Here is a 22,205-nt window from a genome sequence, read left to right as displayed (position 1 = left end):
AGCGACCGGCCCGGGCCGCCAACCGTGGAGCACCGTCGAGCTTGCCCCTTCAGATCCAGACCCCTTGTGCCGATGGAATAGCGAGTCCACGCGAGCAATGACCGGCCCGGCTTCTGCCGCCGCTGGGGGGAGCAGTTGATCAGGAAGTTGGTTATATCGGCCGTCGTCGTGGTGGTGGCCGTCGTCGTCTCGGTGCTGGTTCGACCGTGGGAAGCGGATCGAGATGGCCCCGCGGCCCTCCCGGCACCGGTTCGGGCAGCCCCTGCCTCTGGTTCGGCTGGACCCGGGTCGACCTCGACCTCATCGTCCCCCGCCATGCCAGCCCCGTCGCCGGACGACGAAGAGAGCCCGTCGGTCCGCTCCCGGCCCAGTTCTCCCGGTGGAGACCTCGAACACAGGTACTTCGGTGACGGTTCCACGGTGGCGATCCTCGGTGACTCACTCACCGTGCAGGCTCGATCCACGCTGCGAGAACTGCTGGCCGACCAGGCCCTGAAGATCGCCGCCCTCAACGGTGAGGGCATGTCGGGCGGCCCGCTCTCAGATGGTGTCGGCTCACCGATCATGGCGTCCATGGTCCGGGAGTACGCGGCCGATCCACCCGACGTGATCGTGGTGGCGCTCGGCACCAACGACGCCTGGCAGCCAGACCTGGATGCAGCCAGCTTCGAGCGGCAGTGGATGGCGATGACAAGGGCATTCGCCGACTCCTGCATCGTCGGCGTCACCGCGACCGAGAACACCGAGGCGTGGAACTACGACGCGGACGATGCCGTCGCCGTCAACAGGATCATCCGCCGCACGTCAGACGTGGTGGTCGACTGGGCCGAGCTGGGAACCGACCCGACCTACACCGGCGTCGACGGCATTCACCTGACCGATGCCGGACGAGAACGTTTCGCTCTGCTGATCAACCGCGGCGTGGATCGCTGCCTCAGCTAGGTACCACCCGCGCCGGGCACCGGATCCAGGTAATCCACGGGCCCCCGCACTCCAAGAGCCGGTTCTTGTGTACAGGTGCGTCAGCTAGTCCGCGCGTCAGCGATTCAGCGATTCAGCGATTCAGCGATTCAGCGAGCCAGTAGATCGGCAATTCTCTGGATGCCTTCGCCGAGGTCGTCGTCTCCAAGGGCGAAGGACAGGCGGGCGTATCCAGGCGCGGCGAAAGCCTCGCCGGGCACGATTGCCACCTTGGCCTCCTCCAGGATCAGGTCGGCCAACTCGAGGGTGGACGACACGGTCCGACCGGCGACCGGCCGCTGGAGTACCGACTTGAAGGACGGGAAGGCGTAGAAGGCACCCTCGGGTTCCAGGCAGGTGACGCCGGGGATGGCGCTCAGCCCGGCGTGCATGGCCAGTCGGCGACGGTCGAAGGCCTGACGGAAGCGGGCCACGTCCTCGAGGCCCCCGGTCAGAGCGGCCAAGGCTGCCCGCTGGGAGACGTTGGCCACGTTTGACGTCTCGTGGCTCTGGAGGTTGGTGGCCCCCTTGATGATGTCGGCGGGGGCGATCATCCAGCCCACCCGCCAGCCGGTCATGGCGTAGGTCTTGGCCACGCCGTTGAGCACGATGCAGCGCTCGGCCAGCTCCGGAACCAGCGTGGGCATCGAGGTGAACTCGGCATCGCCGTAGGTGAGGTGCTCGTAGATCTCGTCGGTGATCACCCAGATCCCGTGCTCCGCCGCCCACACCCCGATGGCCTCGACCTCGGCCCGGGGGTACACAGCACCGGTCGGGTTGGACGGCGACACGAAGACCAGCGCCTTGGTGCGCGGGGTGCGTGCCGCCTCGAGCTGGTCGACGGTCACCCGAAAGCCCGTGCTCTCGTCGGTAGGCAACTCGACGGGCACGCCACCACTGAGCTTGATGGGCTCGGGGTAGGTGGTCCAGTAGGGGGCGGGCAGCAACACCTCGTCGCCGGGGTCGATCAGGGCGGCGAAGGCGTTGGCCACGGCGTGCTTGCCACCGTTGGTGATCAGGACCTGGCTCGCCTCGACGCCGTAACCCGAGTCGCGGGCGGTCTTGGCCACCACCGCTTCCTTCAGTTCGGGTAGGCCCCCGGCGGGGGTGTACCGGTGGTTCTTGGGATCGCGCGCCGCCGCCACGGCGGCTTCCACCACGTGATCGGGGGTGGCGAAGTCGGGTTCACCGGCGCCGAAGCCGATGACCGGTTCACCGGCGGCCTTGAGCGCTTTGGCCTTGGCATCAACCGCCAAGGTGGCCGATGGTGCAATGGCGGCGATGCGATCTGAGAGTCGTGAACCCATGACGCCCATCGTGGCACGCACTCCCCCGGCCATCCCATCCGGATTTGGATGAATACTCGGCTCGCCTGTCGAACGGGTGGGCTGCGACACTGGCGCCATGACCGCCATCCCTTCCATCACCATTCCCGCCGACCTCCTGCCCGCGGATGGCCGGTTCGGGTGCGGTCCCTCCAAGGTCCGTCCCGAAGCGGTGGCTGCTCTGGCCGCAGAAGCGCCCACCTACTTGGGGACCAGCCATCGCCAGTCCACCGTCAAGTTCATGGTGAGCCGGCTGCGAAACGCCGTGCAGGAGTTGTTCGCCCTGCCCGACGGCTATGAGGTGATCTTGGGCAACGGCGGAACCACCGCCTTTTGGGATGCCGCCACCTTCGGTCTGGTCGAACAGCACAGCCAACACCTGACCTTCGGTGAGTTCTCGGCCAAGTTCGCCGAGTGCACTGCTCGGGCACCGTTCCTGGCTGACCCGTCGGTGATCTCGTCTGATCCCGGCACCGCTCCGGTAGCGGTCGCCGAGGCCGGTGTCGACCTGTACGCCCTCACCCACAACGAGACGTCCACCGGTGTGGCCACCGAGATCCGCCGCCCTGCCGGTGCCGACGCCGGAGCCCTGGTGGCGGTGGACGCGACTTCGGCCGCTGGCGGTCTGCGTTTCGACGCGGCGGAGACCGACGTGTACTACTTCGCTCCCCAGAAGTGCCTGGCGTCCGACGGAGGGCTGTGGATCGCTTCGGTGTCGCCGGCGGCCGTGGAGCGCATCGAGCGGATCGCCACCAGTGGTCGCTGGATCCCGGCATCGCTGGACCTCAAGATCGCCCTCGACAACTCGCTCAAGGACCAGACCTACAACACCCCAGCCCTGGCGACCATCTTCTTGGCCGTCCAGCAGATGGAGTGGATCAACCAGAACGGCGGGCTCGGCTTCTCCAGCGGCCGCTGCGCCCGGTCAGCGGAGGTCATCTACAGCTGGGCCGAGGCGTCGAGCTACGCCACCCCGTTCGTCACCGATCTGGCCCTTCGTTCCAACGTGGTGGCCACCATCGACATCGACGACTCGGTCGACGCCACCGTGATCTCCAAGGTGTTGCGGGCCAACGGGATCGTCGACACCGAGTCCTACCGCAAGCTCGGCCGCAACCAGCTCCGCATCGCCCTCTTCCCGGCCATCGACTCCGACGACGTAGCCGCCCTGACCCGCTGCATCGACCACGTGGTCGACCAACTCACCACGAGCTGACCGGGAGCCGAGTTGATCGGGACCACCACGTCCGACGGGATTGGGCCAGGACACGGCCACCATGTCATCCCCGAAGGTCAGGCTCCGCGTCGCTCCCTTCTACTCCCATACCTGGCTCTGGTGGTCGTCACGGTGGGGCTGGCCCTCATTCCACCGCACCGCGACCACGGGCTGATCCTCGTCGGGGCGGCCGCTGCTTGCTTTGCAGTAACCGTTGCCAGCTTCGCCCTGATGCCATGGCACAGGTTCCACTCCAGATGGACCATCGCACCCATGGTGTTGATCTGCGCCGCAGTGGTCATGTTGCGCCATTCCTCCGAGAACGGCGGGGTCGGCTACCTGAGCTTGTTGATGGTCCCGGTTGCCTGGCAAGCCGCCTACGGCCGGCGCCAAGAACTTTCCGTGGCAGTGGGTCTGGTGTTCCTCAGCCTCGCTCTGCCCATCGTGGTCATCGGCGGAGATCCCTACCCAGCGATTCAATGGCGCGGCGCCGTGGTGTACACGTCCGTCGTTGCGATGATCGGCGCACTCCTCCATGACCTGACCAAGACATCACACTTGCTGCTGAGGAGGATCGAGTCGGTGGCCAGCACCGATCGATTGACCGGTCTGCACAACCGCTGGTGCTTCGACGAATGCCTGAACGAAGCCGTGGAACAGGCCGACCTGGACGGCGGTGGCCTGGCGCTGGCCATAATCGACCTCGACCACTTCAAGGCATACAACGACGCCTACGGTCACCCTGCCGGGGACGATCTTCTGGTCGAGATGGCTAGGCGGTGGACAGCCGGCCTGCGCCGCCAGGACACCATCGCCCGTTGGGGTGGCGAGGAGTTCGCTGTCCTGCTTCCCGACACCGACACGGATTCCGCTTTGGAGGTGATCTCCCGTCTGTTGGCGGGTGATCACCACAGCGACTCCTCCCCGCCTCCGATCACCGCGTCAGCGGGGGTTGCGTCGTTGGCCGAGAGCGGAGACTCGGCCACTCTCCTCGCCATGGCCGATCGGCGCCTTTACCAGGCCAAGGCGGAAGGCCGGGCACGGGTGTGTGGCGACAGTAGGTCAGTGGTCGTGGGCCAAGCTCGAACCGCGGTCGGCTTCACCCCGAGCACCGGCTCCGCTGGGGGTGGAAGCGAGGCAATCGACGCAGCGCCCGGGAAAGGTGACGGCGTCGGCTCGTAAAAGGAATCCGAAGCGTTCGCGCAGTTCCTCGGCCAACGTTTCCACAAGGTCAGTGGGCACGCCGACGACCCGCCCACATCGTTCGCATGCCAGGTGGTGGTGGGGTGCTTCGACGGCGAGGTGGTACACGGAGGGACCGGAGTCGACTTCGATCCGGGTGACGACGCCCACCTCAACCAACCGTTCCAGGGTTCGGTACACGGTGGATTCGTGGAATCGGGGGTCGTGGGCCACCAGTCGGGCATAAAGGTGTCCTGCGGTCACATGGTGCGACGGCTCGCTGGTCAGCGCCCTCACCACCGCAGCACGTGTACCGGTCACCCGAACTTTGTGGTCCCGGAGTCGTTCCAGGATCTGACTGGTTTCAGCCTTGCTCACAGATTCGACGATATTGCCGCCGCTGTTGGGTTCGCCTGTGGACCTCAAACAGACACCAGTCGTAGTTGCGACTGACTTGCAACTAGCTTCAATCCGATGAGAACGTCAGGAAGCTCGTGGTCCCGCCCTTTGTCGCGTTCGGTGGTGTCAGCTGTCCTCCTCAGCCTCACATTCCTGGCCGGCTGCGGGTCTAGCTCGGAATCGTCGGGTACAGCTGAGAACACCGTTCCCCCGTTACGGGTGGTGACCACGGTGTCGCCGCTCACCTCGATCGTGGCCAACGTCGCCGGGGCCGGCGTGGAAGTGACCGGCTTGGTGCCCGAGGGCGTCAACTCCCACACCTTCGAGCCGCCACCGTCGGCGGCCCGGGCCCTCGCCGAGGCCGACATCGTGTTCGTCAACGGGCTCGGCCTGGAAGACCCCACCGAAGACCTGGCCCGCGCCAACCTGTCCGAGGGGGCCGAGGTGGTGAAGCTGGGTGACGAGATACTGCCCCGGGACGAGTGGATCTTCGACTTCTCCTTCCCCCGTTCGGGCGGCAAGCCCAACCCGCACCTGTGGACCAACCCGCCCATGGTCAAGGCCTACGCCAACGTGGTCAGAGATGCCCTGGTTCGCCACCACCCGCAGGGCAAGGCCACCTACGACGCCAACCTCCAGAAGTTCGAGACCCGCGTCGACGCCCTCGACCAGGCCATGGCAGACGCCACCCGGTCCATCCCCGAGGCCAAGCGAGTTCTACTCACCTACCACGACGCCTACGCCTACTTCGCTGACCACTACGGCTGGAAGATCCTGGGCGCCATCCAACCCTCGGACTTCGCTGAGCCATCGCCGCGTGACGTGGCCGAACTGATCGACCAGATCAAGGCCAACGACGTTCCGGTGGTGTTCGGCTCGGAGGTCTTCCCCTCACCGGTGCTCGAACAGATCAGCACCGAGACCGGCGCCCGATACGTCGACGACCTGCGCGACGACGACCTGCCCGGTGAGCCAGGCGACCAAGCCCATTCCTGGCTGGGGTTGATGCGCCTCAACTACGTGACCATCGTCGATGCCTTCGGCGGCGACACCTCGGCATTGGAGGCCCTCGACGTATCGGACGTGACCGCCGACCACGCCACCTACCCCCAATGACCCCACCGCCGGGACCGGGCCGCTCCCTGGTCTCACTGAAAGCGGTATCGGTTGACTACCGGACCAGGACCCGATGGGCGCAAGCGCGACCTCGCCCCCGGTCGAACACGTTGGCCATCGAAGACGTCGACCTCAGGGTGCCCGAAGGCGCGCTGGTCGGCATCGTCGGCCCGTCCGGCTCGGGCAAGACCACCGTTCTGAGGGTGCTGACCGGCGCACTGCGCCCCACCGCTGGTGTGGCCCGGCGTCGACCCGGCCTGAGGGTGGGTTACGTGCCCCAGATGGAGGCCGTGGATTGGAGCTTCCCGGTGTCGGTGGCCGACGTGGCGCTGATGGGGCGCCGACCAGCTCACCGCTGGCCGTGGACCACCCCGGCCGAACGGGAGGCGGCGGCCGATGTGCTCGACCAGCTCGGCCTGGCCGGGCTCGAGGACCGTCACATCAGCGAGCTGTCAGGCGGTCAACAGCAGCGAGTGTTCGTGGCCCGAGCCCTGCTCCAAGACGTCGACCTGTTGGTGCTGGACGAACCGACCGCGGGCGTCGACATCCGAACCCGCCATGACCTGCTGCACCGACTCGCCGATCTGAACCGGTCACGGGGGGTGGCGATCGTGTTGAGCACCCACGACCTGAACGGGATGGCGGCCCACCTGCCCCACGTGGTGTGCGTGAACCGCACCATCGTCGCCGAAGGGCCGCCCGCGACCGTGCTGGTCCCCGATGTGTTGGAACGGACCTTCGGTGCGCCCATGGACGTGCTGCGCCACAGCGGGCTCCCGGTGGTGGTGGATCGTCATCGTCCCGGTGCCGGCATGGAGGACCACAGCACCCCTGGCCATCACCACGTCGGGGGCCACGGTGGGGATCCGCGCCCGATCCGGGGAGACCAGCTGTGAGTTGGTTGACCGAACCGTTCGGGTACGCCTTCTTCCGGGACGGGCTGTTCGTGGCGGTGCTGGCCGGAGCCCTGTGTGGTCTGGTCGGAACCTTTGTCGTGCTGCGCGGGATGAGCTATCTCGGCCACGGCCTGTCCCACACCGTGTTCGGGGCTGCGGCGGTGGGATCGGCTGTCGGGGTGCCGTTCTACGCCGCCGCCGGGCTGGGAGGCCTGGTCGCCTCTGTCACCATCGGCCGTCTGTCCCGCAGGGGCGTGCTGCGGGCCGATGCCGTGATCGGTGTGGTGACCACCGCGAGCTTCGCCCTCGGGGTCGGGGTGCTGGCCCGTTGGGGGCAGGCCCGCCGCAGCCTCGATGCCGTCCTGTTCGGGTCGGTGCTCGGCGTCGATGCCGTGGACGTGGCCGTGGTGGCCCTGATCCTGTTGGCCACCACTGCGGTCGTCGGCCTCGGTTACCGGGCACTGTTGTTCACCACCTTCGACCCCGAGGTGGCCCGAGCCGCCGGCAGTCCGGTCGACCGCCTCGACGACCTGGTCATGGTCCTGCTGGCCCTGACCGTGATGGGAGCGATGGAGGTCACCGGAGCGGTGCTGGTGTCGGCCAGCCTGGTCATTCCGGCCGCCACCGCCCGCCTGGTCACCGATCGATTCGGGCCGATGCTCGTCGCCTCGACCGGGTGGGGGGCCGCGGCCGGCGGTGCGGGAATGTTGGCCGCCTACCACCTGGACATTCCGCCGGGCGCCGCCATCACCTTGATCGCAACCCTGGGTTTCGCGCTGGCCGCCGCCACCGGACCAGTGCGCGCCCACCGCCGGAGCTGACACCGCTCCGTGCTCGGCGGGCCTGGGCACAGACGAACCAGGCCCCCGCGTACGGACCCAGACGCGCCGGGGTCCGCCGCCCCGGCCCTGGAGGGAGAGAAGGCCGGAACGGCGGACCCCTGAGAGGTGTTGCCGCCTCCCCCCTAGTCAACCCCGACCGGACAGATATGTCCAGCACCTGTCGCAAATGAGCGCGGCGTTGTGCTCGTTGTTTTTCGGTTCGTTGCTGCCGTCTCCGGCGGCCCGCCGGCCCGCCGGGGCTCAGGAGACACCTCGGCCGCCGAGACCCGAAGGTCCGGGCGGCCGAGGTCCCTTGGCTCGGTAGTTGTGCCGACGGTCAGCCGGCGGCGGCGGCGAAACCCCGCTCGAGGTCGGCGATGATGTCGGCGACCGTCTCGATGCCGACCGACAGTCGCACCAGGCCGGGGTCAACGCCGGCGAGGCGCTGTTCCTCATCGGTGAGCTGGCTGTGGGTGGTGGAGGACGGGTGGATGGCCAAGCTGCGCACGTCGCCCAGGTTGGCCACGTGGTGGTGGAGGGTCAGGCCTTCCACGAAACGAGCCCCGGCGTCGCGACCCCCAGCGATGACGAAGGCCGGAACCGACCCGAAACCGTTGCCACCGGTGATCTCGGTGGCCCGCTGGTGCCAGGGCGAACCGGCCAGCCCGGCGTACTGGATCCGCTCGACCTGGGGGTGTCCGTCCAAGAAGTCGACCACGGCCCGGGCGTTGGCGTTGTGGCGCTCCATGCGCAGGCTCAGCGTCTCCAGTCCCTGTACGAACATGAAGGCGTTGAACGGGCTGACCGCAGCTCCGTAGTCCCGCAGGATCTGAACCCGGGCCTTGATGACGTAGGACCCGGGCCCCAGCGCAGGCCAGTAGCTCAGACCGTTGTAGGTGGGGTCGGGCTCGGTGAAGCCGGGGAAACGGTCGTTGGCCGAGAAGTCGAACGAACCGGCATCGACGAGCACGCCGCCGATCGAGTTGGCGTGACCACCGATGAACTTGGTGGCCGAGTGGACCACGATGTCGGCACCGTGCTCGAAGGGCCGGATCAGCCACGGGGTGGCCACCGTGTTGTCGATGATCAACGGCACACCGACCTCGTGGGCCACGTCGGCGACGCCCCGGATGTCCAAGAAGTTGTTCATGGGATTGCCGATGCTCTCCCCGAAGAACGCCTTGGTGTTGGGCCGAGCCGCCGCCCTCCACTCCTCGAGGTTGTCGGGGTCTTCCACGAAGGTGAAGTCGATGCCGATCTTGGCCAACGAGTGGCGGAACAGGTTGTAGGTGCCGCCGTAGAGAGCGGCCGAGGCCACGATGTGGTCACCGGCCCCGGCCAGGTTCAAGATGGCGGTGGTCGACGCCGCCTGACCCGAAGCCAAGGCCAAGGCCCCAGGTAGACCCACTGCGGTGTCCGGAGCCCCTTCCAGCGCCGCGACCCGAGCCTCGACCACGGCCTGGGTGGGGTTCATGATCCGGGTGTAGATGTTGCCGATCTCACCCAGGGCGAACAGGTCGGCGGCGTGCTTGGAGTCGCGGAACTGGTACGCGGTGGTTTGGTAGATCGGCGTGACCACGGCCCCGGTGGTGGGGTCGGCAGCGGCACCGGCGTGGACTTGGCGGGTCTCGAAACCCCAGTTGGCATCAGTCATGGCCGCACCATAGCGCGACCTCGGGCGCAATTCCCGACCTAGTTAGTCAACTTTCGTGGCGTTCGGATTCTCGGGTGAGTTGGGGCGACCGCCGCCAGTGGGCCCCCGTGGTGTCGACGGGCGACGACCATGGTCCCAGCTCTACCGATATCGACAAGCTGGCCGCCGCGATCATCCGCCTCCCCTCCCGTCGCGCCCGCAGGTGTCTCACCCCAACCTGACAGACAGGGCGGTCCATACGACCGATTGACGGATCGACGCCGATAAGAACAGAATAAGAACATGGTCTCGGTTCAGGCCACGATCGCCCGACGCCCCTTCGATCTCACTCGTAGTGCGGTCGAAGCCGCCGTGCGAGGCATCACACCAGACCCGATCCAGGCGCACTACGTGATCGTGAGTGGTCGCCGGTTCCCGCCGAAGCAGGTCATTGGCGCTGTAACCGGGCTCGATCGCAGCGAGTTCATCAGCACCCAGGCACGCCGGATCCTCGAACGACTCGGATTTACGGTGGGCCGGCTCGGATCACCCCCAACCAGCGCGGCCACGCCTGACCCCGTTTCATCGGCTGACGAGCGCCTCGCCCGAGAAGCAGAGCTCCTCAGGCCCTACATCGGCCAGTTCGTCGCCGTGGACCTCGAATGGACCGAAGTCCTCGCCTCAGGCCCCGATCCGCGAGCGGTGTCCCATGCTCTAGGAGCCATCGGCCGAGTCGGCGTGGTGTTCCAGGTACCTCTCGATCCGTCCCGGGATGTGGGTGGCTTCGCCTGGTGATCGTTCAATTCCGGGGACTGCCGGCCGTCAGGGGCTTCGTACCGCGACCGGTCGTGGACGTGGTCGCCACGCACGAGACCTCGGCTCACCTCCTCGCCCTATGCGACACCGGCGCCCTGCACAACCGCTTCGCGGCCTGGGTGGCCGACGACATCGGGATCGACCTGACCGGAATCGAGCCCGAGGCGATCGGGCTCGGTGGCCAGCACCTGCTGGCACGAACCGCAACGGTTGCGCTCCGGATTGGCGAAATGGAGTGGGAAGCACCGGTGAGCTTCTGTGAACCCTGGCCATGGAGCTACCAGCTCCTTGGCCAGGAAGGCTTCTCTCGGTGGTTCGAGGTCATCGTGCGCGCAGCCGACCGTGAACTCGAGCTCACCCTGATCGACCAGTAGACCGCAACTCATCGAGCCGCCGGGCTAGGTCCGCGCGGCAGCCTTGTCGAACCGATCGGGGTCGTCGGGCCGGCTTCCGCTTGTCAGCGGAGCGGCGTTGGACCGGCCGCATTACGTCGACCACCCGAAGCGGAGAGATCGTCCTCCCGATGACTCGTGGGTGGATTCCTTCCGTCTCAGGGGTTGCACTGCCGGCAGAACCGGAGTTCAAAGGGCGGCACTTCGGGAGTTCCAACTCCGGTTGAACGGGAACTCCTGGAAATGTCTGGGTGTGCTCACCTGATCTGGCCCCACTTGGGCGGGTAGTGCTCACCTGATTTGGCCCCACCTGTGGGGTCCGCTGGTGGGAGCTGGCTGCCGTCGACTGTGGGTGATGCCCAAGAGGTCGAAGGTGAAGTTGTACGAGCAGATCCGCAAGGCGCATGAGCGCGAACAGTTGTCGATTCGGGAGCTGGCGAGGCGGTTCGGGGTGCATCGCCGTGATGTGCGCCAGGCGCTGTCGTCGGCGGTGCCACCGGATCGCAAGGCGCCGTCCCGGCGACAGCCGTCGCCATTGGATCCGTGGAAGACGGTCATCGATGGCTGGCTGGACGCGGACCGGACCGCGCCGCGCAAGCAGCGGCACACGGCCCGGCGGGTGTGGCAACGCCTGACCGAGGAGCACGGGGTCGTGGTGGGTGAGTCGACGGTGCGCCGCTACGTCGCGGAGGTCCGCCGGCGCATGGACGTGCCGTTGGTGGAGGTGATGGTCCCTCAGCATCACCCGCTGGGTGAGGAGGCCGAGGTCGACTTCGGCACGGCCAGTGTCGTTTTGGCTGGGGCGCTGATCGAGGTGTCGATGTTCGTGCTTCGCCTGTCGGCGTCGGGCCGGGGTCGAGAAGCACAAGAACCGCACGAACCCGACCGGCCGGATCAACGGCTGGAAACACATCCTGCACATCTTGTCCATCCACTACCACGACCGCATCACAGCGGCCACCAACTAGCCATGACTACACCGGTTACACACACAAATCCGGAGTCCCACTGCACGCACTAGAACCTGGAACTCGCCCTCACCACCCCGACGCACGGAGGGCTATTTGGTCATTAACGGACTTCACAGCCATTCGCACCTCATTTTCAGTATCGGGGTCCGAATCGCACCGCGCATTCAGTGTTCCAAATACAACAACCCTCCCATCCACAAGATTGAGTTCGAACCGTTCTCTCACCCCGCTTGCCATACCTGTTACGCCATGCCCAACAGAAGCTGATGAGATGTCTTCCCATGCGTAGCGCCGAATCAATACCCCGACATCCGTGATTACGCCTTCCTCGCACACCGTTACCCGGAAATGCCTCGGCGCCCACGATACCAAAAACGCACCTACCACGCCGTAGATCGCCGCGCCAAGATACCTTCCTATGATGAGACCACAAACCGCGATTACTAGGCTAAGTGCACCTATTCCAACCAAGCCACCCTGCGAACCTGGATTGTTGAAGTGACTCTTTACCATCACGCATCACGCCACTCTAATCGAAGGCCCAATGGGCACAACCTTTGATCAACATCCCGCGTCGCCTCTCTTCTGGTTCTGTTCGGCTATCCAACTGACGGTACTGACCCCGTCATAGCCAGCACCAATGATCCTGCCTGCGTACTCCACTGACCCCCTGATAGCCGGCAGGCCCTTCAGGTGCGCAAGCCCGTCGAATGAGCCGCCGATCAGGCCCACGGTGATATACGACAACAATCCGTCCACGAGGTTATCCCCCAGCGAGTTGCTGAATCCATGGTCTACGATCCGCTCACCCGCCCGTGCCATGAAAGCGACTGTGCTAACAACTGCACATTCAGCCCATCCAACAACTGGAACGAGGCAGAAGGCAGTAGCCGTTGCTGTGGCAACTAGACCGGGGCGATCAAACGGAGTATAGATGATCCCTTGAATAGTTCCACCATGTTCGTCGCGAGCAGATCCATGGCACGCAGAGTCGGCTATGTCTATGCAGTAACTCGTTCCCGGAATTCGGAATCTACCGGATGGATCTTGCCAATTGGCGGGATTGCCGCCCACGTATCCGTATGGTTCCTCGGTGACTGTGACCAACGGATCTACGGATGTGAATTGGCCTGTGGCGGGGTCGTAGTGACGGGCTCTTAGGTAGATGTAGCCGGTTTCGGGGTCGTGGTATTGGCCGGTGTATCCGGCTAGGGGTTGTTCGAGCCACCAGTTTGTGTTGGCAGTGATTTCACCGTGGGCGTTGTAGCTGATGGTGTTACGGGTGGTGCCATTGGCGTTGGTTGTGAGTCTGGTGGAGCCTTGGTGGTCTTGGTGGAAGTATTGGACTTCTCCGGTGGTGTTGATCTGATAGATCGCTGTCCCGCCCGGCCCGTAGATCACATACGCGCTCTGCGCGCCTTGATGCTCCGCTAGCAGCAACGGCAGACCCGATCCGGCGGTCCATGTGTGTTCTTTACGCCACTCGATACCGGTGCCAGCGGTGTTGTCGAGTTGTTTGGCGGTGCGCATGCCGGTGGTGTCGTATTCGTACCGCCAGGTCCGGGTCGGTGCCTTGAACACGCCGATCGCATCGATCGCGACATCAGTTTGGGTCCATGATCCGATCGTGAACGTCCCGGTGCCGGTGAGGGGGATGATCATGGTGGTGGATGCGTGTTGGGCGGGGTCGAACACCACGATCCCGCCACCCAAGTCGGCTTCGGTTGTCCCAACGCCGAGCACTCCGGTGCCGGTCGGGTCGGTAGCGGTGACCGAAACCATGACCGCCATGATCTCACCCGACAGCCCGCCCTGCCCGGTGACCTGAACTTCGACCGGTGTATTCGACTGGAGCGTGTCACACGGGTCGTTGTCGCAGACACCGGTGCCAGTGGTGGTGTCCACCAGTCGGGTGGGGGCTTCGAGAAGATCCAGGCCGAGACCGGTGTCGGTTCCGGTGGGGATCTTCCAATACCCCGTCACCGCCACCCTGATGCTGGTGGCACCGGCGGTTTCCAAAGTGATGGTGCCGTCAGGGTTGAGGGGCACTGTGAACACACCAGCGGCACCGACACTGCCTGTTTCCCAGACGAGCTCTCCCGCCGATGCGGTCGCATTCGGGGTAACACGGACCTGGCCACCAGACGCGTTCTGGGCCAGGATCGACACGGTGACCGCGTTCACCCCGGAAGCGGGGATCCCACCACGGCCAGCGGTGGCGACGTCGGTTTCACCCGCCGGGAGCGTCCCACACGGCGAACCGTCACACACACCAGTACCCGATGAGGATTCCGCGGTGACTGCGGGGGTGACCGGCCAGTAGTTCAGGGCCGGCACCCACGGGGACGGCGCCCGGAAATACCCGACCACATCAACCGACACATCCACTCCCACCCCACTAGCCAAGGTGATCGTCCCATTGGCGGCGACCTTCGCGGTCACGGTCTGAGCCGAGGTTTGCCCAGCGTTGAGTGGAAGGGTTCCGGCCGCGGCGTCACCAGCGGGGTTCACTTCCAACCAGCCATCACCAGTTGTGCCTGACGCGATGATCGACACCACCACCGCCGTCACCCCCGATGCCGGCACACCACCCACACCGGTGACCTGCACCGCGACAGGGTCCTCAGCGGCGATCCTCGCGCACGGGGCACCATCACAAGTCCCAGCACCCGTCGTGGTGTCGACGATGCGAGACGCGGGGACTGGGACGTATTGGCGGGCGGTGTCGTCTTGCCACGTCGTCGGCAGGACCGCCGAAGTCATGCGGTTCTCGGCATCGAACCCGAAGGTCGCGGTCGTTCCCGACGGATACGTCATCGAGGTCCGGTTCCCGCGGGCGTCATAACCGTAGGTGGTGGCATCCTCGGGTGGGGTCCCACAATCACCGCCCTCGGCGGTTTGCGATGTCCAACACAGGCGTTGGGCGGGGTCGAACACCTGCAACACACCATCCTGGTCGACCAGGTTCGTGGCCGCATCAAACCCGAACCCTTCCGTGCCGGTCGCGGTCAGTCGGTCCCGGTCGTCATAGACCCACGACTGGTTCTGACCGGCGACCACGCCGGTGCCGGTGACGGTGGTGACCTGGCCCTTCAAATCCCGGGGCCCGTATGAGAGGCTGCCGAGCACGGTGGAACCGCGGTTCCAAGACACGCCGACCATCCGGTCAGCGCGATCAAAGCTGTAGACGTCACGGTTCTGTGAGGACACCGGGAACACCGTCTCGGACCAGTTGCTGTTCTGGTCATAGCCAAACGTGGTCAGCCGCCCAGTCCAATCCGTGACCGACTCCAACCGTCCCGCATCATCAAAGGCCCTCGTCACCGGTGTGGACTGGCCGGGGTAGGAGATCGAGGTCAGGTTTCCCGTGTCATCCCAGCCATAACCCGTGGAACGACCATTCACATCGGTGTGGGACTTCAACCTGGAACGCTGATCCCACACCCACATCTCAGTGTCACCGCCCCGCGACGCGTGGGTGCGGCGGCCCACAGCGTCATAGGTGATGGCGGTGATGTCTGGGGTGGCCGTATCGGCGTAATCGACACCGGTCGGGCGGCCCGCAAGGTCATACGCGTACGTGACACAGCCGGTCTTGGGTGAGGAAGTGCAGCTGCCGCCCGGTTGGGTCACCGACCCGAGGTGGCCCTCACCGTTCCAGCCATAGGAGGTGACCTCCCCGACCGGGTCGGTCACGGACTCGAGACGACCTAGCCCGTCATAGCCATAGACCCATTGGCCGTTCAGTTCGTTCACGAACCGGGTTCGGCGTCCGTCAGGGTCATACTCGTAGCTCCGTGCCCCCGGACCGGGTGGATCCACCACCTCGAGACGATCCACCTCGTCATACCCATAGGTCGTGACGTCACCTGTGGTGACCGTCGCAGACAAACCGGTCTCCACCGAGATCATGTTCCCGTTCAGGTCGTAACCGGTCTTCACCCGGTTCCCCAACGGGTCGGTCTCCTCGACCACCCGACCAAACTCATCAGACACCAACCTGGTTTTCCACAACTCCGGGTCAGCACCGACCAGGTTGCCTTTCGGGGAAACCACCCACTCCAAACGCCCAATCGGGTCATAGCCCATCGACGTCTTGTTCCCCAACGGGTCCGTCACCGACACCATGTCCCCAGTTCCGGGATCATAGGAATACGCCCAGTGCTGGCTACGACCGTCGATCACCTCCACCAGATCATCACGGTGCACCGGGTCATACACCAACGTCGTCGACGCCTCATCAAGCGTGCCCACCGCATCGACCACCGTCTCGGGCATCCCATCAGCGTTATAGGCAACCGTCGAGGTCACCACATTCACAGTCGACGCTGGCAACGGGGCCGCGGTCTCACCCACCGACACCGACGTCACCTGATCCCGACCGTTATAGGTCCAGCGAGTCACCCGACCCGACGCATCCCTAGCCATCTCACGGTTCCCACGAGCATCATTCTCGAACACCACCACCCCAGCCGGGCTGGTGACCTGCTCCAACGCCAACGTCACCGGATCACGCAACGTAGGACACCTCCTGCTCCAACTCGCTGCCCGGTGCTGAGACGACGGCGCTGCAACCAGAATCATCGAACTCGAAGATCTGTTGGCGCCCAGACGGGTAGGTGACCGTGGTAGAGCCGGCCTCGGGTTCGAAGTAGCTCAGCCGGGTTGCCTGGCCAAGAGCATCGAGTTGCTCAACAACCCGACCCATGTGGTCGTAGGTGTTCCGGATCAGCGCATCAGCAGGCCCACCCTGTTGAGCAGGTCGCCGCATCGACACCATTTGGTGGTCACCGTCATAGGAAAAGGACCAAAGACCGCCACCAACATCCACAAAAGTGGACAAATTTCCAGCCGTGTCATAGCCGAAATGGATCGACCGATTTCCAACCGAGGGATGATCGGCTACGGAATCCAACCGGGCTCCGACCCACCCGAAGACGAGACGGCGGCCAGCCGAATCCTCCACGTACTGCACCCGCCCAGATCCGTCGCGAACATACCGGGTCTCGTTGCCGAACTGATCCCGAACCTCCGCCAACCTTCCCGACTCATCAAAGATGAAATGCTCGAAATGACGACGCGTGAACTCCCATCCGCCACCTGGGGTCTCGGCCAGGGTCGCCACCAGCCGGGCTGGCGCTTTCCACCCAAGACCGTCCGGGGCAAACCCGACCGTCGTACCGTTCTCCTGGACAACTACACGGTTCTGTCCCTGAGAGATCACCCGCATGTCGGTTTCGGTCGACCAGCCGAACCCCGCGGACCCAACGGTGTCAGCCTCCAACGAGTTGTAGGTGGGGTTCACCGCCATGGACGGACCACGACCATCAACCCCCAAACCAACCACCGGCATGTGGAGATTGCCAGTCCGAGTACTAATCGGATCGCCCACGCCAGGATCCCCACATGGATTGCGAGAAGACGGATTTTTGCCAAGGCCCTCAGACTCGGGGATGAGACCATTGGGACAAGCAGGCGGTAGGTCACCGTTCCCTCCCGCCGACACCAAGTGCGCGTTCCAGTCGAACTTTTCCCCGGCGAATGAACGCTCCGACCAGATCTGGACAAAGAACACGCCCGAGGCGCCATGGTTCGTCCACATGTCGTCATTGCCACGCGGCCCAACCTCCACCCACGGATACGGCGGTGGCCCATCCACTGCACCCATGCCAAGGAAATCCCAGGTCATGTCGACGGACTGTCCTGAGACGGGATCGATGAGGTTGAACCACATCGTGTATTCACCGCGCCCCTGGCTCCAGTAGCCAGACGGAAGGATCTCACCCCAGAACTTCCCAGTCAGCCGCCCACCCGAGGGAATCCACACCTTTACGTAACTGGTCCCCGACCTAGGACCCCCATTGTGATAGGTGTTGACCGTCTGAGACGACGTACACCACAACTCGGGCGCATCCGACGGTAACACCGCGCCTTGATCGCAGCCGAAGCTGGCATCGGCACCAACACTCCACCGACGAGCCCCCAGAACCAACACGCCCACATACACAGCAAACGAGCGCCGACGCAGCCGACCGTCGCCACCGACCGCTACGGAACGATCACACCCGAGGAATCTGCGGAGAGAGAGAGAGAGAGAGAGCAAGGTGGGAGGCACCTTCGTTCAACATCGGAAAGCCATCGGCACCATGGGTGGGTTCTTGAGCATCTGGTCCCACTGCGAAAGCCGCTGCCCGGCCACGGACGGGTGAGCTCTACTCGAGCGGCCTAGTTTCCTGGACCACGCGCTTTGACCTGCTCGATGATGGGCGATCGCAAAGGGCCCGCCTCGCAGGGCGGTGCAAGTGAGAACTCCGGAAGCGGGCCGCCATGTCCCGTCCAGGACACGAAGTCAGGCGGTCACAGACGCAAGGCCCGATCCCGGAGCTCCCACAAACATCAGCGCTGTCAGTCGCCGCCGGAGATCTCGGTGACCGACTTCTTGCCGGCGGAGATCCACGGCATCATCGAGCGAAGTTCCTTGCCGACGGTCTCGATCTGGTGCTCGGCGCCCTTGCGACGCAGGGCATCGAAGTTGGAGCCACCGCTCTTCACCTCGTTGACGAACTGCTCGGCGAAACGGCCCGAGGTGATGTCGTCCAAGACGTTCTTCATCTCGGCCTTGACCGCCGGGGTGATGATGCGGGGACCGGTTACCAGGTCGCCGTACTCGGCGGTGGTGGAGATCGAGTAGCGCATGCCCGCAATCCCCTCTTCGTACATGAGGTCCACGATCAGCTTCAGCTCGTGCAGACATTCGAAGTAGGCCATCTCAGGCTGATAGCCGCCCTCGACCAACGTCTCGAACCCGGCCTGCACCAGGGCGGTGAGTCCACCGCACAACACGGCCTGCTCACCGAACAGGTCGGTCTCGGTCTCCTCGGTGAAGGTGGTCTCGATGACCCCGGCCCGGGTACCGCCGATGGCATCGGCGTAGGCCAGAGCCAGGTCGCGGGCGCCGCCGGTGGCGTCCTGTTCCACCGCGATCAGGCACGGCACGCCGCCACCCTCGGTGTAGGTGCGGCGCACCAAGTGACCCGGACCCTTGGGCGCGGCCAGGGCCACGTCGACACCGGCGGGAGCCTGCACGTAGCCGAAGCGCACGTTGAATCCGTGGGCGAAGAACAGGGCGTCGCCCTCGTTCAGATTGGGGGCCACGTCACGGGCGTAGACCTCGGCGATCTCGGTGTCGGGCAGGAGCATCATGATCACGTCGGCTTCGGCCGCGGCCTCGGCGTTGGTGAGCACCTTCAGCCCGGCCGCTTCGGCCTTGGCCCGAGACGACGAACCGTCGCGCAGGCCGACGCGCACGTCGATGCCCGACTCCTTGAGGTTCAGGGCGTGGGCGTGACCCTGGGAGCCGTAGCCCAGCACCGCCACCTTGCGACCGGCGATCTTGGACCGATCGGCGTCCTTCTCGTAGTAGACGTTGGCCATCTTCTCTCTCGTGTCTCGTGTGGGACCGGGCGACAACGTCACCCGACCGGGCGTTCTAGGGGATTGTTTCTAGGTGGTCGAAGGCCTTGGGGGCCAGATGGGCCGGGCCTCTGTTCGTAGGTGACCGCCGACGCCACCCCACGGGGGAGCGCCGGCGAAAGGAGTTTGGTCAGGAGACCTTGGGCTTGATGCCCGACACGGCGTGGAGCCGGGCCGGTTCGCGGTCCAGCTTGGGCAGGGCGACGCGGCCGGTGCGTTGGAGCTGCACGATCCCGAACGGGCGCAGCAGCTCCTCGAAGTCGTCGATCTTGGAAGGATGCCCTTCCAGCGACACCGTGAGGGCCTCGTTGCTGACGGCCACGATCTTGCCCTCGAAGATGCGGGTGACCTCGGCCACCTGGGGACGTTCGGCCACCGAGGCATGGACAGTGGCCAGCAGGAGCTCGCGCTCCACGGCGTGGCGGGGGTCGAGCTCGGTGATCTTGACCACGTTGATGAGCTTGTTGAGCTGCTTGACGATCTGCTCCAACGGGGCCGATTCGACGTCGACCACGATGGTTATGCGGCTGAAGCGCTCGTCGTCTGTGGGGGCCACCGCCAGGGAATAGATGTTGTAGGCCCGGCGGGAGAACAGGTTGACCACCCGGGCCAACACGCCAGCCCGGTTCTCGACCAGGACCGACAGGGTGTGGTGACGGACCTCGCTCACTTGGCCTCCTCCTGGTTGGATGCGCCGGCCGGATCCTCTTGGAACGGCGGCACCTTGACCTCCGAGTTGGACTTGCCGGCGGGCACCATCGGAAACACCTTCTCGGACCACTCGGTACGGAACTCGATGACCACCGGACGGTCGTCGATGGCGTTGGCCTTCTCGATGGTGGGCAGGACCTCGTCGGGGTGTTCGACCCGGAAGGCCACACAGCCCATGGCCTCGGCCCACTTCACGTAGTCGGGCAGATCCGGTGACAGGTAGACCTCGGAGTAGCGCTCCTCGTAGAACATCTCCTGCCATTGGCGGACCATGCCCAGGTAGGCGTTGTTGAGGATGGCGATCTTGACCGGGATCCGTTCGGCTGCCGCGGTGACCAGCTCTTGGGCGGTCATCTGGAAGCAGCCGTCACCGTCGATGGCCCACACCATGCGGTCGGGGCGGCCGACCTTGGCGCCGATGGCAGCGGGCACCGAGAACCCCATGGTGCCGAGCCCACCGGAGTTGACCCAGGTGTAGGGGTGGCGGAACGTCCAGTACTGGCTGGCCCACATCTGGTGCTGGCCGACGCCGCTGGCCACGATGCAGTCCTCGGGGGCGGCGTCGCGCAGGGCCTCCAACACCATCTGGGGCTTGAGGCCCTCACCTTCTTGTTGGGGTTCGTAGGTGAGCGGGTAGCGCTCCTGCCAGCCGGTCAGGGTGGCCCACCACGAGGTGATGTCGGGCTTGGTGGCGTCAGCCTCGAGCAGCGACTTGATGGCGGCCACCAACTCGACGATGACCTTGTTGCAGTCCCCCACGATCGGCACGTCGGGGGTGCGGACCTTGCCCAGCTCGGCCGGGTCGATGTCGGCGTGGATGATCTTGGCGTCAGGCGCGAAGCCCGCCACCTTGCCGGTGACCCGGTCGTCGAAACGACTGCCCAGGGCGACGAGCAGGTCCGCCTCCTGCATGGACATGATGGCGGTGTAGTTGCCGTGCATGCCGGGCATCCCCAGGCACAGGCGGTGGTCATCGGGGAAGGCGCCGCGGGCCATCAGCGTGGTGACAACCGGCAGGTCCAGCAGTTCGGCCAGCTCACGTAGCGCTTCGGCGGCCCGCGCCTTGAGGATGCCACCACCGGCGTAGATGACGGGCCGCTGCGAGGCCAGGATCAGCTCGGCCGCCTCTTTGATCTTGCGGGGGTGACCGGTGGTGGTGGGCTTGTAGCCAGGCAGACCGGCGACCACCTCCTCGTCGGTCGGCCAGTACCACTCCATGGCCGAGCGGGGTTGGTGGGGTCGACGATGTCCTTGGGGATGTCGACCAGCACCGGACCGGGCCGGCCGGTGGTGGCGATGTGGAACGCCTCGCGGATGGTGCGGGGGATGTCCTGAGCGGTGGTGACCAAGAAGTTGTGCTTGGTCACCGACTGGGTGATGCCGGTGATGTCGGCCTCTTGGAAGGCATCGGTACCGATGGCCACGGTGGGCACCTGGCCGGTGATGCACACCATGGGAACCGAGTCCATGAAGGCATCGGCCAACGGGGTGACGATGTTGGTGGCCCCCGGCCCACTGGTCACCATCGCCACGCCCGGCTTGCCGGTGGCGTGGGCGTAGCCCTCAGCCATGTGGCCGGCGCCTTGTTCGTGGCGCACCAGGATGTGGCGGATCGGCGAGTCGATGATCGGGTCGTACACCGGCAAGATGGCCCCGCCGGGCAACCCGAAGATCACCTCGACTCCCTCCATCTCGAGGGACTTGATCAGGGCCTGGCCTCCGTTGAGCTGCATCAGGTTCTCCGGGAAAGGTTTGGAGCTGGTTAGGGCTGGTGTCGGGTGTGTCGCTGGTGCGTAGCCCCGGTTGCAGTCTGGCGGGTCCGCATCCGGCCCCGAAAACTGCGACGACCTCCCGTTGGGGAGGTCGAGGGGCGCACGAGGTGGGAAAGACGACGTGCGCTACGGGCGTACTACAAGTCGGGTCGAGAACGTCATCCCCGCCAGTATGCCCCCCCACCCTCCCCCTGGCAAGCGAACGACGTGCCTCACCCACCTCGAGAGCGCCACGCTTGTCGGCGCTCACCGGACATGGGTCCGGCTGGCTGGGCGCCGGCTCCGTTTCCTAATCCGCGGCTTTACGTCCTTTGTCATCACCTGCCATCAGGAACCGCGGGTCAACTGCTCGCCAATCCAAACAGAGACCTGAGACCGCGCCACCGGCCGCTTCTATGCCAACTAACAACCGCCACTGTTCCGATACAGAATCGGACAGACTCATCGCTGAACAGGTAGTCGCGCACTGACTGCTGGAACCCGCCGGGCTCCGCGCAGGCGAGCCTCCAGGCGAGCTACCCA

The 22,205-nt window shown here is 65.3% G+C and carries 16 protein-coding genes and 1 pseudogene; 9 read left to right on the top strand and 8 right to left on the bottom strand.

Annotated elements, in window-relative coordinates; all coding sequences use genetic code 11:
• The first annotated feature begins 315 nt into the window (after window positions 1–315).
• Window positions 316–942 (top strand): SGNH/GDSL hydrolase family protein, encoded by a 627-nt coding sequence (locus IPG97_01505; GenBank protein MBK6855264.1) that lies wholly within the window; start codon window positions 316–318, stop codon window positions 940–942.
• A gap of 128 nt (window positions 943–1,070) precedes the next feature.
• Here the strand turns inward: IPG97_01505 and IPG97_01500 are convergent, their stop codons facing one another.
• Window positions 1,071–2,267 (bottom strand): pyridoxal phosphate-dependent aminotransferase, encoded by a 1,197-nt coding sequence (locus IPG97_01500; protein ID MBK6855263.1) that lies wholly within the window; start codon window positions 2,265–2,267, stop codon window positions 1,071–1,073.
• Window positions 2,268–2,373: 106 nt separating this feature from the next.
• Between IPG97_01500 and IPG97_01495 the strand changes: the two genes are divergently transcribed.
• Both IPG97_01495 and IPG97_01490 read left to right on the top strand, forming a co-directional pair.
• Complete coding sequence (locus tag IPG97_01495) at window positions 2,374–3,501, top strand: phosphoserine transaminase (protein MBK6855262.1); 1,128 nt, start codon at window positions 2,374–2,376, stop codon at window positions 3,499–3,501.
• A 12-nt stretch (window positions 3,502–3,513) separates the two neighbouring features.
• Complete coding sequence (locus tag IPG97_01490) at window positions 3,514–4,683, top strand: GGDEF domain-containing protein (GenBank protein MBK6855261.1); 1,170 nt, start codon at window positions 3,514–3,516, stop codon at window positions 4,681–4,683.
• Here IPG97_01490 and IPG97_01485 read toward each other — a convergent pair.
• Window positions 4,564–5,061 (bottom strand): transcriptional repressor, encoded by a 498-nt coding sequence (locus IPG97_01485; protein MBK6855260.1) that lies wholly within the window; start codon window positions 5,059–5,061, stop codon window positions 4,564–4,566. The genes IPG97_01490 and IPG97_01485 overlap by 120 nt on opposite strands.
• 96 nt (window positions 5,062–5,157) lie before the next feature.
• Between IPG97_01485 and IPG97_01480 the strand changes: the two genes are divergently transcribed.
• The 3 genes from IPG97_01480 to IPG97_01470 are packed head-to-tail and all read left to right on the top strand — an operon-like array spanning window position 5,158 to window position 7,915.
• Window positions 5,158–6,198, top strand: coding sequence for a zinc ABC transporter substrate-binding protein (locus tag IPG97_01480; GenBank protein MBK6855259.1), 1,041 nt, complete (start codon window positions 5,158–5,160; stop codon window positions 6,196–6,198).
• Window positions 6,195–7,094, top strand: a complete 900-nt coding sequence (locus IPG97_01475) for a metal ABC transporter ATP-binding protein (protein ID MBK6855258.1) — start codon at window positions 6,195–6,197, stop codon at window positions 7,092–7,094. The genes IPG97_01480 and IPG97_01475 overlap by 4 nt, the downstream gene beginning before the upstream one ends.
• A complete protein-coding gene (locus tag IPG97_01470) occupies window positions 7,091–7,915 on the top strand; it encodes a metal ABC transporter permease (protein ID MBK6855257.1) in 825 nt (274 codons plus the stop codon). Before IPG97_01475 ends, IPG97_01470 begins: the two co-directional genes overlap by 4 nt.
• 337 nt (window positions 7,916–8,252) lie before the next feature.
• On the opposite strand, the gene IPG97_01465 is transcribed toward IPG97_01470, so the two are convergent.
• Window positions 8,253–9,569, bottom strand: a complete 1,317-nt coding sequence (locus IPG97_01465) for a PLP-dependent transferase (protein MBK6855256.1) — start codon at window positions 9,567–9,569, stop codon at window positions 8,253–8,255.
• A gap of 282 nt (window positions 9,570–9,851) precedes the next feature.
• Between IPG97_01465 and IPG97_01460 the strand changes: the two genes are divergently transcribed.
• From IPG97_01460 to IPG97_01450, 3 genes are all read left to right on the top strand, one after another.
• A complete protein-coding gene (locus tag IPG97_01460) occupies window positions 9,852–10,343 on the top strand; it encodes a hypothetical protein (GenBank protein ID MBK6855255.1) in 492 nt (163 codons plus the stop codon).
• Between the two features lie 53 nt (window positions 10,344–10,396).
• The gene (locus IPG97_01455) at window positions 10,397–10,738 is read left to right on the top strand and encodes a hypothetical protein (protein ID MBK6855254.1); all 342 of its coding nucleotides are present in this window, start codon (window positions 10,397–10,399) and stop codon (window positions 10,736–10,738) included.
• A gap of 373 nt (window positions 10,739–11,111) precedes the next feature.
• Window positions 11,112–11,777: a transposase gene (locus IPG97_01450; protein MBK6855253.1), complete on the top strand. Its 666-nt coding sequence runs from the start codon at window positions 11,112–11,114 to the stop codon at window positions 11,775–11,777.
• A gap of 511 nt (window positions 11,778–12,288) precedes the next feature.
• Here IPG97_01450 and IPG97_01445 read toward each other — a convergent pair.
• From IPG97_01445 to IPG97_01425, 5 genes and pseudogenes are all read right to left on the bottom strand, one after another.
• A complete protein-coding gene (locus tag IPG97_01445) occupies window positions 12,289–16,245 on the bottom strand; it encodes an RHS repeat-associated core domain-containing protein (GenBank protein MBK6855252.1) in 3,957 nt (1,318 codons plus the stop codon).
• On the bottom strand, window positions 16,238–17,038 hold the full coding sequence (locus tag IPG97_01440; GenBank protein MBK6855251.1) for an RHS repeat protein: 801 nt from the start codon (window positions 17,036–17,038) through the stop codon (window positions 16,238–16,240). Before IPG97_01440 ends, IPG97_01445 begins: the two co-directional genes overlap by 8 nt.
• A 1,094-nt stretch (window positions 17,039–18,132) precedes the next feature.
• Window positions 18,133–19,161 (bottom strand): ketol-acid reductoisomerase, encoded by a 1,029-nt coding sequence (ilvC, locus tag IPG97_01435; protein MBK6855250.1) that lies wholly within the window; start codon window positions 19,159–19,161, stop codon window positions 18,133–18,135.
• Between the two features lie 169 nt (window positions 19,162–19,330).
• Entirely contained in the window at window positions 19,331–19,870 is a 540-nt protein-coding gene (gene ilvN / locus IPG97_01430) for an acetolactate synthase small subunit (protein ID MBK6855249.1), read from the bottom strand.
• Window positions 19,867–21,644 (bottom strand): annotated as a pseudogene (locus IPG97_01425) (acetolactate synthase large subunit). The gene ilvN and the pseudogene IPG97_01425 overlap by 4 nt, the downstream one beginning before the upstream one ends.
• Window positions 21,645–22,205 lie beyond the last annotated feature (561 nt).

This window comes from Microthrixaceae bacterium, from assembly GCA_016702505.1.
Lineage (GTDB): Bacteria > Actinomycetota > Acidimicrobiia > Acidimicrobiales > Iamiaceae > Aquihabitans.
The sequence above is the reverse complement of the archived record's forward strand: the minus strand, read 5'-3'. Positions and strand labels throughout refer to the sequence as shown.

Bases quoted from the DNA above. Each gene is read 5' to 3' on its own strand.
- IPG97_01500 (MBK6855263.1), bottom strand. From the start codon at position 2,267: ATGGGTTCACGACTCTCAGATCGCATCGCCGCCATTGCACCATCGGCC.
- IPG97_01450 (MBK6855253.1), top strand. From the start codon at position 11,112: ATGCCCAAGAGGTCGAAGGTGAAGTTGTACGAGCAGATCCGCAAGGCG.
- IPG97_01475 (MBK6855258.1), top strand. From the start codon at position 6,195: ATGACCCCACCGCCGGGACCGGGCCGCTCCCTGGTCTCACTGAAAGCG.
- IPG97_01465 (MBK6855256.1), bottom strand. From the start codon at position 9,569: ATGACTGATGCCAACTGGGGTTTCGAGACCCGCCAAGTCCACGCCGGT.
- ilvC (MBK6855250.1), bottom strand. From the start codon at position 19,161: ATGGCCAACGTCTACTACGAGAAGGACGCCGATCGGTCCAAGATCGCC.
- IPG97_01460 (MBK6855255.1), top strand. From the start codon at position 9,852: ATGGTCTCGGTTCAGGCCACGATCGCCCGACGCCCCTTCGATCTCACT.
- IPG97_01480 (MBK6855259.1), top strand. From the start codon at position 5,158: ATGAGAACGTCAGGAAGCTCGTGGTCCCGCCCTTTGTCGCGTTCGGTG.
- IPG97_01440 (MBK6855251.1), bottom strand. From the start codon at position 17,038: ATGGCGGTGAACCCCACCTACAACTCGTTGGAGGCTGACACCGTTGGG.
- IPG97_01505 (MBK6855264.1), top strand. From the start codon at position 316: ATGCCAGCCCCGTCGCCGGACGACGAAGAGAGCCCGTCGGTCCGCTCC.